Genomic DNA, 15,046 nt, shown 5'->3' with positions numbered 1-15,046 from the left:
CGGCGCGGCCGGCATGCTCCGGAAAAATTCGCGGGGCCACCAAGGTCGGGACGCGGCGCCTCCGTCTGTCTCAGGATGAATGCGGTCACTCCAGGCTTCCCCAGCGCGGCGACAGGCGAGGCGCCCGTCCTGCTCGACGTGACGCGTCTGGTGGCGCTGCGCTGGACCGGGCGCCCGGCCAACGGGATCGACCGGATCTGCCTTGCCTATCTGCACTATTTCGCGCCGCAGGCCCGCGCGGTGGTGCAGCATCGCGGCGTCATCCGCGTGTTCGGCCGATCGGCGTCGCGCCGGCTGTTCGCGCTGCTGGCCGGCGGTCGTCGCCGCGGCATCCGGCATCGGCTGGCGCTGCATCTCGCCGCGGCACTGGCACGGCCGCGTCGGCCCCGTCCGGGCGGCCTCTACCTCAACGTCTCCCATACCGACTATGACCTGCCGGCGCATGTCCGCTGGATCGCGCGCCACGGCCTGCGCGCCGTCTACCTCGTCCACGACCTCATCCCGATCCTGCACCCGGACCATTGCCGGCCCCACGCCGTCAGGCGGCATACGGATCGCGTCGCCGCGGCGCTGCGCCACGGCGCCGGGATCATCGTCGGCAGCGCCGCGGTGGCGCGCGACCTGCACGCGCATGCGGCGCGGCTGCGCCTCCCCTGCCCGCCCGTCGCGCTCGCGCCGCTGGCGGGGGCCGCGCTGCCCCGCGATGCGCCGCCACCGGCCGACGGTGATTATTTCCTGTGCGTCGGCACGATCGAGAGCCGCAAGAACCACGATCTGCTGCGCAGGGTCTGGGACCGCATGCGCGCGACCGCCGGCAGCATGCCGCCACGGCTGGTCATCGTCGGGCGATGGGGCACCGGGGTCGCCGCACTGCGCGACGCCCTCGCCGCGTCGCAGATGGCCGGCGGCCTGATCGAGATCGTCGAGGATTGCGACGACGCCACGCTCGCCTCACTGATGCGCGGCGCGCGTGCGGTCCTGATGCCTTCGCTGGCGGAAGGGTTTGGCCTGCCGATGGCCGAGGCGCTGGCGATGGGCGTGCCGGTGATCGCCAGCGACCTGCCGTGTTTCCGCGAAGTCGGCCAGGGCATTCCGTGCCTGCTCGATCCGCACGATGTCGCCGGCTGGGCGGCGCGGATCGTCGCCTTCGATCGCGCCGCGGCGCAGCGGCAGCGCCGGATCGATGCGCTGCGCGGCTATTGCCCGCCGAGCTGGGACGATCATTTCGACCAGGTCGCGCCCTGGATGACGGCCCTCGCCCGCCCGGCCGCCGACCTTCGCCCCGGGACCGGCCGTCCGGTGCCCGCCGGCTGTCACATCAATCTGGGAACCGCCAACTAGTGTCGTCCACATTCACGCGCCCGTCGCCGTTGTTCCTCGCGCTGGTGGTGGTGCCGACGGTCCTGGCGACGCTGTACTTCGCGCTGTTCGCCAGCGACGTCTTCGTCTCGGAGGCGCGCTTTGTCGTGCGCAGCCCGAGCAAGGCGGCGGTCACCTCGCTCGGCCAGGTGCTCAGCGGCAGCGGCCTCAGCGGCGCCACCGAGGAAAGCAATGCGGTGGTGGAGTATCTGGAATCGCGCGGCGCGCTGGCCGATGCCGATCGCGACGGTCTGCTGACCCGCGCCTATACCGCGGGGTCGGTATTCCTGTTCGACCGGTTCGGCGGCCTGCTGCCCGCCAATCGCGAACGCTTCTTCGATTATTATCTCGGCAAGGTCGAGGTCGAGCCCGACACCACGACGCAGGTCCTCCACCTCAGCGTCAGCGCCTTCGATCCGGTCGCGGCGCGGGCGATCAACGAACGCCTGCTCGAACGCTCGGAGGCGTTGGTCAACCGCCTCTCCACCCGGGCGCGGTCCGACGCGCTGACCGTCGCCGAAACCGACGCGCGCGACGCGCAGGAGCGCGCGCGCACCGCCGCGGTGCGGCTCGCCGCCTATCGCAACCGCGCCGGCATCATCGATCCCGAGAAGGAGGCCGAGGCGCGGCTTCAGGGCATCGCCAAGCTCGACGACGAGCTCGTCTCCGCCCGCACGCAATTGCAGCAGATGGAGGCGTTCACCCCGGCCGCGCCGCAGATCCCCTATCTGCGCACCCAGATCGAAGGGTTGCAGAAGGAGATTGCGCAGCGCCGCTCGGGGGTCGCCGGCGGTCGCAATTCGCTGTCCGCCGCGGCCGCCCGTTACCAGGTGCTGCAGCTCGACAGCGAACTGGCCGCCAAACAGCTCGCCGCGACGCTGATCTCGTTGCAGGACGCGCATGCCGAGGCCCGCCGCAAACGCGCCTATGTCGAGCGGATCGCGCCGCCCAGCCTGCCCGATTATCCGATCCGGCCGCGGCGGCTGGGCGGAATTCTGGCGGTGCTGGTGCTCGGCCTGCTCGCCTGGGGCATCCTCACCATCCTGCTCGCCGGCGTGCGCGAGCATCGCGAGGGATGACCCCCGCCGCCCCTCTCGCCCGTCCGCCGCTGCGCGACAGCCTGCGCGTTCAGGGCCGCGTCCTCGTCGCGCTGCTGCTGCGCGAGATGCTGACCCGCTATGGCCGGCACAATATCGGCTTCCTGTGGCTGTTCGTCGAACCGATGCTGTTCACGCTCGGCGTCGCCGCCTTGTGGACCGCGGCCAAGGCCTATCACGGCAGCAACCTGCCGATCGTCGCCTTCGCGCTGACCGGCTATTCCAGCGTGCTCCTCTGGCGCAACATGCCGGGCCGCTGCATCGGCGCGCTGTGGAGCAATTTGTCGCTGCTCTACCACCGCAACATCCGCGTGCTCGACATCTATGTCGCGCGCGTCGCGCTCGAATTCGGCGGGGCGTCGATGTCCTTTGCCGGCTTGAGCGTATTGTTCATCGTGCTCGGCTGGATCGATCCGCCCAAGAACATCCTCGAGGTGGTCGGCGGCTGGCTGCTCATCGCCTGGTTCGGCGCGGCGCTGGCGATCACGCTGGGTGCGCTCAGCCACGAGAGCGAGCTCGTCGACAAGCTCTGGCACCCCGCCTCATATCTGATCTTCCCGTTGTCGGGTTCGGCGTTCCTCGTCGATGCCCTGCCCGCCGCGGCGCAGAAATACGTGCTCTACATTCCGATGGTGCACGGCACCGAGATCGTCCGCGAGGGCTATTTCGGGTCGCGCGTCCACGCCCATTACGACCTCGGCTACGTGCTGCCGTTCTGCCTGGTGCTGACCTTCGTCGCGCTGTTCACCACGCAATGGGTGGCGCGCCGCGTGGTGCCCGAATGATCCGGCTGACCGACGTCCGCAAGGTCTACCACACCCGCTCGGGCGACAATGTCGTGCTCGACGGCGTCGGCTTCGAGCTGGCGATGGGCGAACGGCTCGGCGTGCTGGGGCGCAACGGCGCGGGCAAGTCGACGATGGTCCGCCTCATCAGCGGCGCCGAGCGGCCGACCTCGGGGCGCGTCGAGCGTGGCATGTCGGTGTCGTGGCCGCTCGCCTTTGGCGGGGCGTTCCAGCCGACGCTGTCGGGGATCGACAACATCCGCTTTATCAGCCGCATCTACGCGCAGGATTTCCAGCGCAACCTCGCCTTCGTCGCCGATTTTTCGGAACTCGGCGCCTATCTGCACGAACCGGTGCGCAGCTATTCCTCGGGCATGCGGGCGCGGCTCGCCTTCGCCATCTCGATGATCATCGAGTTCGACTGTTTCCTGATCGACGAGATCGGCGCGGTCGGCGACGCGCGCTTCCACGATCGCTGCAACCACGAATTGTTCGGCAAGCGCGGCGATCGCGCGATGGTGCTGATCAGCCACGATCCCGGCTATCTGCGCGACCATTGCAACCGCTTCGCGCTGCTGCACGGCGGCCGGCTCGCGCTGTTCGACGATTTCGACGAGGCCTACGACCGGTTCCGCGAGGCGATCGGCCTCGTCGCCGCGCCGGCGATCGATCGCGCCGCGGCGGTCGACCGCACCGCGCTGATCGAGGTCGCGCAGCATCGCGCGCTCGCCGACGACCGTTTCCGGCTGCTCGTGCGCGAGGGCGACTGGCGCCGCGACGCGCGCGACTGGGCCGCGGCGGAGGAGCGTTATGCCGCCGCGCTCGCGCTCCATCCCTATCAGCGCTCCTATTGGGTGCAGCATGCGCATGTCGCCAAGGAGGGCGGGCATTTCGCGCGCGCCGAAGCCTCGTACCGCACCGCCTGCGCGCTCGGCGAACCCGCCGCGGACGTCGTCGAGCATCTCCGCTTCGTCGTCGCGCAGGGCGGCGCCGAGCCCGCCGCCTGGCCGATCCATCCCTATCGCAAGGGCGCGGCGGCTACGCAGGTGCCCGGCCGTCCCGACGTCGACGCATTGACATGGCTGCTGTGGCCCGGCGCGACGGTCGCGGACACCGAGATGGTCGCACTGCTGCGCCGTTACGCCAGCTGCGACGCGCTCGCCGCGGCGATGATCGCCGATCCGCGCTTCGCCGATGCCGCCGACGCCGTTCCGGATGCGGCCGATATCGACATCGAGACGATCCGCGTCCTCGCCTTCGCACATCTTTCCCCGGCCGACGGCGCGACCGTCGTCGCGACGCTGCCGACCGACGCGCCGTTATGGCCGGCCGCGGCCGCGGCGGGCGCGTTCCGCGACTGGCCCGCCACCCAACGGGCATTCGCATGAAACACGTCCTGATCGACGGCTACAATCTCGGGCTGGAGAAGGGCACCGGCGTCGCCACCTATGCGCGCAACCTCAGCTACGAGGTCGGGCGGCTCGGGCATCGCACCTCGGTGCTCTACGGCCATCAGGGGCTGGCGGCGCGCGAGCCCCTGCTGCGCGAGATCGGCTTCTTCGACAGCGGCACCGCCAAGCGGCAGGGCCGCCTGCGCGACCTTGCCGGCCTGTTGTCGCCGCTGGCCTCGCGCGCCGCGGCGGTGCCGGTGACCGGGCGGGTGGTGACGCGCCAGTTCGGCGCGCGGCTGCCGCATTACGACACGCTCTACAATGCCACCGACGTGTTCCGCCGCGCCAACGGGCGCTTCCACGCCTGGGGGCGGACCACCGCGGTCCGCCTGCCGGTGCAGCCCGACCTCGCGCATTGGACCTATCCCTTGCCGCTGCGCGTGCCGGGTGCGGCCAATCTGTTCACGCTGCACGATCTCGTGCCGCTGCGGCTGCCCTATACGACGCTCGACGACAAGCGCCGCTATCTCGCGCTGCTGCGGACGATCGCGCGCACCGCGGATCATCTCGTCACCGTTTCCGAATGCTCGCGCCGCGACATCATCGAGCTGACCGGCATCGCGCCCGAGCGGATCACCAACACCTATCAGGCGGTCGACATCCCCGCCCGCTATCTCGACACGCCGGAAGAGCAGGTCGCGCGCGAGGTCGAGGGCGCGATCGGCGCGGGCTACAAGGACTATTTCCTGTTCTGGGGCTCGATCGAGCCCAAGAAGAACATCGGCCGCATCGTCGAGGCCTATATGGCGAGCGGACTGACGACGCCGCTCGTCATCGTCGGTGCCCGCGCCTGGCGCGCCGAGGGCGAATTGCGCCTGCTCGACGCGCTCGCCAACGGCAGGCCCGCCAAGGGCGACGTGCGCCGCGGCCGCATCATCCAGCTTCCCTATGCGCCGTTCGGCCTGCTCGTCAGCCTGATCCGCGGCGCCAAGGCGGCGCTCTTCCCCTCGCTCTACGAAGGGTTCGGCCTGCCGGTGCTCGAGGCGATGCTGCTCGGCACGCCGGTGCTCTGCTCGAACACCTCGTCGCTGCCCGAGGTGGCGGGCGAGGCCGCGCTCGCGGTCGATCCCTATGACACCGCAGCGATCGGTGCCGGGCTGCGCGCGCTCGACGCCGATGCCGATCTGCGTGCCGATCTCGCGCGCCGCGGCCTCGTCCAGGCCGCGCTCTTCTCTCCCGACCGTTACCGGGCGCGCCTCGCCGCGCTCTACGAGAGGTTCCTCTGATGCCCATCACGCCGCGCCTGTCGGCCGCGTTCCTCCTGCTGCTCGCGACCGGCTGTTCGACGATCGGCGGCTCCGGCCCCTCCGCCAAGGCGATCGGCCGTGCCGCCCGGCCCGGCACCGCGGCGGACCGCGGCATCAGCGTCGTGCCGCTCGACGAGGCGACGGCGCGACGCGCGGCCGCCTTCGCCCGCGCGCAGCGGTTCGCCGACGTGTTCGGCGTGGTCGCGCCGACCAGCACGGTGATCGGCGTCGGCGACGTCCTCGACATCGCGATCTGGGAGGCGCCGCCCGCGGTGCTGTTCGGCGCGACGCCCCCCGGCGCCAATATCGGCAGCGCCATCGCGCAGAGCGCCGGCATCCCGCAACAGGTGGTCGGCGAGGACGGCACGATCACCATCCCGTTCGTCGGCAGCGTCGCGGTGCGCGGATCGACCCCGCAGGCGGTCGCGCGTACGATCGTCGCGCGGCTGGCGGGGCGCGCGCACAGCCCGCAGGCGATCGTGCGGCTGGCGCAGAACGACAGTCGTGCGGTGACGGTGATGGGCGAGGTCGGCGCGACCCGCCGCATGCCGCTGACCCCGCGCGGCGAACGCCTTCTCGACGCGCTCGCCGCCTCGGGCGGGTCGCGCCAGCCCGTCGCCAAGACGACCATCCAGCTCACCCGCGCCGGCCGCACCGCGGCGATGCCGCTCGACGCGATCGTCCGCGATCCGACGCAGAACGTCATGTTGCAGGCCGGCGACGTCATCACCGCGATCTTCCAGCCCTATAGTTTCATCGCGCTGGGGGCGGTCGGCCAGAATGCCGAAGTGCCGTTCGAGGGCGGCGGTATCTCGCTGGCGCAGGCGCTCGGCCGGATCGGCGGGCTGCGCGACGATCGCGCCGACGTGCGCAGCGTCTTCGTCTTCCGCCTCGAACATCCCGAGGTGCTCGATCCCGAGATGGCGCGGACGGCGCGGCGCACCGCCGAGGGGCTGGTGCCGGTCGTCTACCGGCTCGACCTCGGTCAGGGCGCGTCCTTCTTCACCGCGCAGGATTTCGGCATCCGCGACCGCGACGTGCTCTACGTCTCGAACGCGCCGATCGCCGATCTCCAGAAATTCCTCAACATCGTGTCGAGCGCCGCCTTCTCGGTCACCGGCATCAACAACGCGGTGCAATGAGCGCCGCCCCGTGCCGATGCCGACGATCTGTATCGACTGCCGCTATATCGGTCCCCGGCCGAGCGGCATCGCCGAGGTGGTGCGCGGCCTGATCGACCACGTGCCGGCGCTGGCGCCGGACCTGCGCTTCCTGCTGCTGCGCCACCCCGCGCATCGCGGCCGGCTGAGCGACGCGCCCAACGTGGTCGAGCAGCGGGTGTGGCAGGCGGCCAATGGTCCGGCGACGATGTGGTGGCTGCCCGAGGTGGTCGATCTGTCGCAGGTCGACCTGTTCCACGCCACCTTCAACATCATGCCGGCGGGCCTGCCGATGCCCTGCCTCGTGACGATCCACGACATCATGCGGCTGACGCATCCCGCCTGGTGCCGTACCGGCCTGCGCGGCGAAGTGGAGCGGCTCTTCTACGGCCACGGCCTGCGCCGCGCGATCCGCACTGCCGATGCGATCGCGGCGATCAGCACGGCGACCGCGACGCAGCTCGCCGCTTATGATCCGGACGTGGCGGCGCGAACGACGGTGACGCTGTCGGGCGTCTCCGATCATTTCCGGCCGGTCGCACCGGACCCTGCGGCGCTGGCGGCGCTGGGCTTGGTACCCGGGCGCCCCTTCGTGCTGACCGTCGGACAGGACGCGCCGTACAAGAACCACGAAGGCGCGATGCGCGGCTTTGCCGCCGCCTTCGCCGACGATCGCGGCATCGATCTTGTCATGGTGCAGCGGCGTGGTGCGGGGCGGGTACGGCTCGAAAGCCTGGCGCGGGCGCTCGGTATCGGCGAGCGGGTCCACTTCCTCCCCGTCGTCGACAGCGATGCGCTGGTGACGCTGTACGGCGCCGCACGGGTGCTGCTGCATCCCTCCTTCGCCGAAGGCTTCGGCAATCCCGTCGCCGAGGCGATGGCGAGCGGCTGCCCGGTCGTCACCAGCATGACTTCGTCGATGCCGGAGGTCGCGGGGGGTGCGGCGCTGCTTGCCGATCCGCACGACATCGGGTCGATCGCCGACCGGCTGCTGGCGGTGGTGCGTTCGCCCGCTCGCGCCGAACGGATGCGGGCCGCCGGCCTGACGCGGGCGCGGGCGCTGCGCTGGCGTAATTTCGCCGCGGCCAATCTGACGCTCTACCGCCAATTGCTGGCAGACGCCCCGGTCCGGCGCTTTTGACCAAGGTTTTGCTGCCGCCGTTCCGTCAACCCAGCGACGCACCAGCGGGAACGAGCGATTTGCCCCAGATCATCCTTGTCTTTTCGAGTGCGGCGACCGCGGAATATCGCGTCGCCGGCATTCCCGCCGCGGCCCGCGCCGCGCAGGCGATCGCCGGGATCGCGCAGCAGGACGGCATCCGCCGGTGTTCGATCGTCGTCGACGAACCATGGGTGCCCGGCGACGCGCTGCTGGCGGAATGCCGGCGTCTGGCGCCGGATCTCCGGCTCGGTTTCGCGATCGTACCTTCGGACGACGAGAGGCTGACGGTGCGCGGCGAGACGTTCGTCGCTGCATTGGCGCAACGGCATAGCGGTCCCGGGCGCGAGAACGTGCTCCCGGCGCTGTTCGACGCCTGCGTCAAGGACCGGGTATCGCTGTCGTCCGCGCTCCTGCCGCAGGCGGCGGCCTTCAGGCTGCTCCGCCGCGCGAGCCGCGACGTGCTCGCCGCGACCGGCAAGGGCGGCGACGGCATCGTGTCCCGCTACATCAACCGCCCGATCTCGCGGGCGATCAGTCATCAGTTACTGCGTATCCCGGCCGTCACCCCGTTCCATGCCAGCCTCGGCACCGCTCTGCTGGGTCTGGCGATGGCGTTCGCCCTGTTCCTCGGCGACGGTACCGGGCTGATCCTGGGGGCCTTGCTGTTCCAGGCCGCCTCGATCTTCGACGGCGTCGACGGCGAGATCGCGCGCGCGACCTATCGCACGTCGGAACTCGGCGCGACGCTGGACAGCGTCATCGATGCCTTCACCAACCTGGCGTTCATCACCGGCGTGACCGTCAATGTCGCCATGGCCGGCGACGTGACGAGCGCGGTTGCGGGCGGCATCGCACTGGTCACGCTGGCCGCCGGCCTCCTGCTGATCGGCAGACATGCGAGCGCGATGGGCGAGGCGATGAACTTCGACGTCATCAAACGCCAGCTGCGCAACGGCCGACGCACGTCGCGGCTTACCGAATTCTTCATTCATCTGACGATGCGGGATTTCTTCGCCGCGGCCTGTGCGCTGATGATCGTCGCGGGGCTCACCGACATCTTGCTCATCGCCTTCGCGGTGATCGCTCTGGGCTGGTTTTCGGTAACCGCGCTGGTCCTGTACAGGCTGAAGCGGACGACGCGGGGCGGCATGACCATGGTCGCGGCGGCACGACGCGCCGAGCCCTGCGCCCTCGCCCCGGCCAGCCTCGCTTTCCCGCAGAGCGGCACGGCCATCCGCAGCGACTGAGCCGCCGCTCGCCGTCCCTAGAAGTCGAGGATCCGGTCCGGGCGCAGCTTGCCGGTCAGCAGGTCCTTCACCGCGCGCCAATTGCCCGCGACGCGGCCCTTGCGATCGACCCACGGCTCGGGGGTGAACGCCTTGACGTGGTTGCTGCCGACGTTGCGCATCATCAGCCACAAGGCGTCGCTTGGCGCCATGGTCCCCTTGCGGATGAGATAGAGCGGGTTGGCGACCTGCGAATAGCCGAGGCGCATACCCGGGCTGCGACCGCCCTTGACCCCCTGGTGCACCCCGACGAAGCCATGCGTGCGTTCCACGCGGCCGCGGCTGCGCAACCGCCGTGAGAAGTCGACATCCTCCTGCCACGCATAGAGCGGCAGCTTCTCGTCGAAGCGGACGTCGCCGATCGCCGCGCAGCGGAACGCCATGTTGCAGCCATAGGTGCCCATGGCCTTGATCAGCGTGGTATCGATCGGCGGATTCTCGGCATCATAGGCCTCGACCATCGTCGTCGCCGTCTCGTAGTCGACGCCGGCGCTATGGATGCCGTCGGCGAGCAGCTGCCCGCTGGTGCCGACCAGATCGGGATGCGCCGTAAACACCGCGGCGATCCCCTCGATGCAGCGCCGGCTCGGCACGTAATCGTCGTCGAAGAAGGCGACCACGTCTGGCGCGCTGGTCAGCGCATCGAGCCCCGAATTGCGCTGGTGGCACGAGCCCTTCGGCCCGCGCAGCACCTTGACCGACGGATCGGCGAAGCCCGCCGGAATGTCGGCGTCCGAGGCGATCGAGAAGATGATCTCGCTCGGCGTCAGCGTCTGGCGGCGGGCGTGGTCGACCCAGCGGGCGAGCTCGACCGGGCGGCCGACGCTGGCGATGACGATGGCGACCTTCATCGGGCGTTCCTTGACTGGCCAAACAGGGTGTGCGGGCTCATGCGCGCTGCCCCGGCAGGCAGCGGCGCAGCGCGTCGACCAGCAGGTCGCCTGCGCGCGCCCAGGTGAAGGTGGCGGCCTGCGCCGCGCCGGCCTCGCTCATCCGCGCGCGCAACGCGGGATCGTCGCGCAGGCTGCGGATCTGCGTCCGCCATGCGTCGGGCTGGTCGGGGTCGGCGTAGAGCGCCCCCTCCCCGCAGGCCTCGGGCAGCGCGCCGCATGGCGCGACGACCGCCGGGGTGCCGAGGATCATCGCTTCGAGCGGCGGCAGGCCGAAGCCCTCGGTCGTCGAGGGCATCGCGAAGCACAAAGCGGTCTCGAGCAAGCCGCGCAGCTCGCCGTCGTCGATCATGCCGGTGAACAGCACGTCGTCGGGCAGGAAGGGATAGGCAGCGCGCATCTCGTCGGCGCTCGCCTTGCCGAGCAGCACCAGCCGGACGTCGCCCATCGCGCCGTCGGCGAAGGCGCGCAGCAGCACCGCGATGTTCTTGTGCGGCTGCGTCGTCGCCAGCGCGACGACATAGCGGCGCTCGGTGAGACCGAGGCGGCGGACGGCGCCGGCATCGCTGGCGAAGCCGAGGATATGGTCGACGCCGTTGGGGATCACCGTGATCGTCTCGGCGCGCGCGACCTTGTGATCGACGAGCTGCTGCTTGGAGAAATGCGAGACGGTCAGGATCTGCAGGTTGCGGCGGCCGAGCCGCGGCAGCAGGAAGCGATACCAGCGCACGAAGGCGGACGAATAGGATTGCGGCGCGGTATAGACCTGCGCGTCGTGGATCATCGTGATGCCGCGCGCCGCGGCGAGCGGCCCGACGTTGGAGAGCGACAGGATGACGTCGCCCCTCCCCTGCCGCGGCAGCGTGAACTGTTCCCAGATCTGGCCGCCGCGACGACCGGCCTGATGCACCGGCAGGCCCGCGATCGTCGCCGCGGCATCGCCGCGCGGCGCCTCGACCTGCACCCCGGCGGGGAACAGGCGCAGCAGCTCGTCGCGGCGCGCGCCCAATTGGTGGAGCAAGGCGGTGGCGACGCGCTGGACGCCGGTCGGCCGGGCATAGAGGAACCGCCCGTTGACGAGCAGCCGCCCCGCCCCCGCGGGTCCGCCGGTCATGTCCTTGCGCAATCCGTTCCCCCTTTTCGCGTCCGTCGCGGCTCTAGCGGCTGCCCTTGGCCGCCAGCACCGCAGGCACCGTCATCATCATGATCTTGATATTAAGCCCGAGCGAACGATGTTTCGAATAAGCGACGTCGAGCGCGACGCGGCGCCGGTAGGTCGTGTCGCTGCGCCCGCTGACCTGCCACAGGCCGGTGATGCCCGGCCGCACCCGGCAATAATCCTGGAAGCGGCGGCCGTAGCGGACCACTTCGGCGTTCACGATCGGCCGCGGTCCGACGATGCTCATCGTGCCGTTGATCAGGTTGAAGAACTGCGGCAGCTCGTCGAGGCTGCTCTTGCGCAGGAAGCGGCCGAGCGGGGTGATGCGCGGGTCGTTGCGCAATTTGTGGTCGCGCGCCCATTCGGCGCGCGCGGCGGGATCGTTGGCGAGCAATTGCTCGAGCCGGTCGGTCGCGTCGACCACCATGGTGCGGAACTTGAGGCAGCGGAATTCGCGCCCGTTCCGCCCGATCCGCGGCTGCGCGAAGATCAGCGGTCCGGGATCGCTAGCATAGATCGCGATCGCCAGACCGATCAGCAAAGGAGCGAAGACGATGATGGCGATGATGCCAACGACAAGATCCAGCAGACGCAGGATCAATTCGTTGACGTGATTTTCGGATGGGCGATCGGACACGCGCGGTTCACCGCCCCTTTCCTGGGTTAGATACATAACGACAACCCCTTCACCAGCCCAATCGCACCGCGCCCGTTGCGGTAAGGTTAATACCGCCGAAATAATTCGCGCGCCACTCGGCATCATGGCCGGTTTTGCCGGCGCTACATCATACCATCCTGATAACGGTAGATAATTCCATCACAAGTGTGCCCAGATCGGCACAGATGGCCGATGCGGCCCGTCTCATGTCGGGAAATGCGCGGTCCCGTGCCCAATCATGCGACCGCCGCTTGCCGACGCCCGGCAGGCGATCGAGTCTCACCGACAAGTGATTGGGAAATCTCGACATGGCGGCGTGCGAAGGCGTAGGAACTGAGCCCGTCCGGTCCCATCCGGCGCTGCGCGGCGACCGCCTGGGCGTAGCGCTTCTCGGGGTCCGACAAGAGCTTGTCGATCGCCTGCTCGAGCCCGTCGACATCGCCGCTGGCATAATAAGTGACCGCATCTGCATCGAAATAATCGCGCAGCCCGCCGACGTCGCTGGCGATCGCGGCGACGCCGTTGAGCGCCGCCTCCTGCAGGACGGTGATCCCCGAGGCATGGGCGTTGGGCGACAGCGGCACGATCGCGATCGTCGCCTGACGATACAGCGCCTTGAGGTCGTCGTTATTGTCGACCCCGGCGATCTCGACGTTGGCGATCCCCTCGGCGAGCGCCGCGGGACATTTGGTCGAGACGATGCGCAGCCGCCAGTCGGGATGGCGCGCCACCGCCTGGATCAGTGTCGGCCAGTCGCGATGCACGTCGTTGCCGACCGCGATGATCCGCTGCGGATCGCCCGCCTGACCGCGCACGGGCGGCGTCTGCTCGCTCGCGTTGATCCCGAACAGCACCAATTCGCTCGGCCGGTCGGCGAGGCGCTGGCGCGCCATTTCGAGATTTTCCTGCGAATGGAAGGTGAGCATGTCGGCACTGCGCATCAGCCGGCGGTAATAGGCACGGCGCAGACCCGACAACCGGTCCCAGCCATCCATCAGCCAGACGCTCTGCGCGAGCAGCTTGGGCCGCTCCGCCGGCGTGAGCCGCTGCAGCGCGAACACCTGGCTGACCGCGAGATGCTGCGATTCAGTGTGCGTCCAGACGACATCGGCCGCGCGCATCGCCCGGCGGTTGCGCCAGGCGTGCAGGATATCGAAGCCGAGCACGGCGCGCAGCCCGAGCCGCACCAGCCGGCCCAATCGGCCTTCGGGATGATCGACCGACTTGGTCATCGCCTCGACCATCGGCATGGCATGGCGATAGCCATAAGGGTCGCGTTCGTTGACGCCGATCAGCTCACCGCTGTCGAACCTGCGACCCCACCGATCCTCGCCGAAGCCATAGGCCAGGTGGACATGAACCTTCATGATCATCGTCCTATCTCAATCTCTTGGCAGCGAACTTACCATCGCGACATTGCAAATCACTGACGGAGCTCACGGGCGGGGGCGTTTGACGTAGGCGCGCACGTAATCGACCGTCATCGCGCGATCGTCGGGCATCTTGTCGATCGGCCAGCCGCCACCCGCGCCCAGGTTGAGGAGCAGCATCTTGGGTTTCAGATACTCGGGGGCCGACGCGAAACACGCGACCGAGCGGCCGTCGAGGAAGACGTTGATCGCATCCTTCTCGACGCTGACGCCATAGCGATGCATCCCCGTGGTCAGCGAATCCGGCGGCACCCGCACCACCTTGGGGCCCTGGTCGCGGCTCTTGCCGTCGGTCCACAGATGCGTGGTGGCGAGGAAGGTGGCGGGATCGCGGCCGTAATGTTCGAGCACGTCGATCTCCGGCGTCGTCTCGCCCTTCTTGCCGAGCGAGCCGAGCCAGAACGCCGGCCAGACTCCGTCGCCCTTGGGCAGGATCGCGCGCATCTCGAAATAGCCGGTGCGCTGCAGGAAGCCGCGGCCCTGTGCGTCGCTCGACGACAACAGTCCCGAATGCCATTTACCCTGCGCGTCGCGCTTCATGTGGATGGTCAGCAGACCGTCGCGGACCGAGAAGGGGAAGCCCGGCTGCGGGTCGACGAAGGTCGAGGAGCCGAAATCGCCGTTCCACGGCGTATGCGCGGTCCAGCGCGTGCCCGGGCCGCGCGCGGAGACGTCGAGCGTGTCGAACGGTTCGTCGAAGGTCTGGCGATACTGGCGCAAATCGATCGTCGCGGCGCATCTGGGCAGCGGCGTACAGGCGGCGGTGGTGGCCAGCGTCAGCGCCGCGCAGCCGGTCATGCCGGCCGACAGCAGGCGGCTGCGCTCGGCGTGCGTACGGACCGAACGCGTGCGGTCGATGCGGGTCCTGGGCAGGAATGGGATCATAGCCACCTTTGCCTTCCATCGTTGGGGAGCAGCGTGCCGGCCCTTTGCGGGCCATCGCCGGGTCTCTTGCCCGGCTGGCAACCTCGATACGCCGCATCGTCGTCGCGGTCGGCGCCACCGTCCGGTGCGCCGCGCGTCTACGCACCACCGCGCCAGTCGATCCGACGGTTAACGCAGCGGTCAGACTTTCTTTAAGCCAGTCCGCGGTCCGGCGCTACCCATCGCGCCCCGCGTCCGATTTTGGCACAGGAGAATTGACCTATCCGCTATCTCCCGCCGGCCGCGGAAAATAATACGCCAATATGATGGCTCGATGAGCCACGTCGTTCCCTTCCCTCCCTTACCGCGGGTCGCGACATCCGTTATGCCGGTTGCACTGAGGGAGGAGGCTAGCGTCTTGAGTGACTGCGAAAAATGTCACCAGCGGCGCGGCACGGACATCGGTTCCACGAACGTATTGACGGCGGTCGGTCGTCC

At 69.4% G+C, this 15,046-nt stretch carries 13 protein-coding genes; 8 read left to right on the top strand and 5 right to left on the bottom strand.

All coding sequences use genetic code 11. From position 1 onward, the window contains the following. Positions 1-75: 75 nt before the first annotated feature. The 8 genes from AC07UH_RS18300 to AC07UH_RS18265 are packed head-to-tail and all read left to right on the top strand — an operon-like array spanning position 76 to position 9,508. Positions 76-1,341: a glycosyltransferase family 4 protein gene (locus AC07UH_RS18300; RefSeq protein ID WP_495181437.1), complete on the top strand. Its 1,266-nt coding sequence runs from the start codon at positions 76-78 to the stop codon at positions 1,339-1,341. Beyond that, positions 1,341-2,438, top strand: coding sequence for a KpsE/RkpR family capsule polysaccharide export protein (locus AC07UH_RS18295; protein ID WP_495181436.1), 1,098 nt, complete (start codon positions 1,341-1,343; stop codon positions 2,436-2,438). Before AC07UH_RS18300 ends, AC07UH_RS18295 begins: the two co-directional genes overlap by 1 nt. Continuing rightward, complete coding sequence (locus AC07UH_RS18290; RefSeq protein ID WP_495181435.1) at positions 2,435-3,241, top strand: ABC transporter permease; 807 nt, start codon at positions 2,435-2,437, stop codon at positions 3,239-3,241. Before AC07UH_RS18295 ends, AC07UH_RS18290 begins: the two co-directional genes overlap by 4 nt. Further along, positions 3,238-4,629: an ABC transporter ATP-binding protein gene (locus tag AC07UH_RS18285; protein ID WP_495181434.1), complete on the top strand. Its 1,392-nt coding sequence runs from the start codon at positions 3,238-3,240 to the stop codon at positions 4,627-4,629. The genes AC07UH_RS18290 and AC07UH_RS18285 overlap by 4 nt, the downstream gene beginning before the upstream one ends. After that, positions 4,626-5,918: a glycosyltransferase family 4 protein gene (locus AC07UH_RS18280; RefSeq protein ID WP_495181433.1), complete on the top strand. Its 1,293-nt coding sequence runs from the start codon at positions 4,626-4,628 to the stop codon at positions 5,916-5,918. The genes AC07UH_RS18285 and AC07UH_RS18280 overlap by 4 nt, the downstream gene beginning before the upstream one ends. Continuing rightward, entirely contained in the window at positions 5,918-7,081 is a 1,164-nt protein-coding gene (locus tag AC07UH_RS18275) for a polysaccharide biosynthesis/export family protein (RefSeq protein WP_495181432.1), read from the top strand. Before AC07UH_RS18280 ends, AC07UH_RS18275 begins: the two co-directional genes overlap by 1 nt. Positions 7,082-7,097: 16 nt before the next feature. Beyond that, a complete protein-coding gene (locus AC07UH_RS18270; protein ID WP_495181463.1) occupies positions 7,098-8,240 on the top strand; it encodes a glycosyltransferase family 4 protein in 1,143 nt (380 codons plus the stop codon). A 59-nt stretch (positions 8,241-8,299) separates the two neighbouring features. Then, entirely contained in the window at positions 8,300-9,508 is a 1,209-nt protein-coding gene (locus AC07UH_RS18265; protein WP_495181431.1) for a CDP-alcohol phosphatidyltransferase family protein, read from the top strand. A gap of 17 nt (positions 9,509-9,525) precedes the next feature. Here AC07UH_RS18265 and AC07UH_RS18260 read toward each other — a convergent pair whose 3' ends face one another. The 5 genes from AC07UH_RS18260 to AC07UH_RS18240 form a co-directional block, all read right to left on the bottom strand. Next, complete coding sequence (locus AC07UH_RS18260) at positions 9,526-10,398, bottom strand: glycosyltransferase family 2 protein (RefSeq protein ID WP_495181430.1); 873 nt, start codon at positions 10,396-10,398, stop codon at positions 9,526-9,528. Positions 10,399-10,435: 37 nt separating this feature from the next. Continuing rightward, complete coding sequence (locus AC07UH_RS18255) at positions 10,436-11,551, bottom strand: glycosyltransferase family 4 protein (RefSeq protein ID WP_495181429.1); 1,116 nt, start codon at positions 11,549-11,551, stop codon at positions 10,436-10,438. A 43-nt stretch (positions 11,552-11,594) separates the two neighbouring features. Beyond that, on the bottom strand, positions 11,595-12,233 hold the full coding sequence (locus AC07UH_RS18250) for a sugar transferase (protein WP_495181428.1): 639 nt from the start codon (positions 12,231-12,233) through the stop codon (positions 11,595-11,597). Positions 12,234-12,490: 257 nt separating this feature from the next. Next, on the bottom strand, positions 12,491-13,621 hold the full coding sequence (locus AC07UH_RS18245) for a glycosyltransferase family 4 protein (RefSeq protein WP_495181427.1): 1,131 nt from the start codon (positions 13,619-13,621) through the stop codon (positions 12,491-12,493). Positions 13,622-13,690: 69 nt separating this feature from the next. Beyond that, positions 13,691-14,569 (bottom strand): glycoside hydrolase family 16 protein, encoded by an 879-nt coding sequence (locus AC07UH_RS18240; protein WP_495181462.1) that lies wholly within the window; start codon positions 14,567-14,569, stop codon positions 13,691-13,693. Positions 14,570-15,046: the final 477 nt, after the last annotated feature.

The sequence above is a fragment of the Sphingomonas sp. GW821-FHT04B01 genome, from assembly GCF_059420425.1.
Note: the sequence above shows the minus strand (reverse complement) of the source record. Positions and strands in the feature narration are given on the sequence as shown.

Bases quoted from the DNA above. Each gene is read 5' to 3' on its own strand.
- AC07UH_RS18300 (WP_495181437.1), top strand. From the start codon at position 76: ATGAATGCGGTCACTCCAGGCTTCCCCAGCGCGGCGACAGGCGAGGCG.
- AC07UH_RS18290 (WP_495181435.1), top strand. From the start codon at position 2,435: ATGACCCCCGCCGCCCCTCTCGCCCGTCCGCCGCTGCGCGACAGCCTG.
- AC07UH_RS18285 (WP_495181434.1), top strand. From the start codon at position 3,238: ATGATCCGGCTGACCGACGTCCGCAAGGTCTACCACACCCGCTCGGGC.
- AC07UH_RS18280 (WP_495181433.1), top strand. From the start codon at position 4,626: ATGAAACACGTCCTGATCGACGGCTACAATCTCGGGCTGGAGAAGGGC.
- AC07UH_RS18275 (WP_495181432.1), top strand. From the start codon at position 5,918: ATGCCCATCACGCCGCGCCTGTCGGCCGCGTTCCTCCTGCTGCTCGCG.
- AC07UH_RS18270 (WP_495181463.1), top strand. From the start codon at position 7,098: ATGCCGACGATCTGTATCGACTGCCGCTATATCGGTCCCCGGCCGAGC.
- AC07UH_RS18260 (WP_495181430.1), bottom strand. From the start codon at position 10,398: ATGAAGGTCGCCATCGTCATCGCCAGCGTCGGCCGCCCGGTCGAGCTC.
- AC07UH_RS18255 (WP_495181429.1), bottom strand. From the start codon at position 11,551: ATGACCGGCGGACCCGCGGGGGCGGGGCGGCTGCTCGTCAACGGGCGG.
- AC07UH_RS18245 (WP_495181427.1), bottom strand. From the start codon at position 13,621: ATGAAGGTTCATGTCCACCTGGCCTATGGCTTCGGCGAGGATCGGTGG.
- AC07UH_RS18240 (WP_495181462.1), bottom strand. From the start codon at position 14,569: ATGATCCCATTCCTGCCCAGGACCCGCATCGACCGCACGCGTTCGGTC.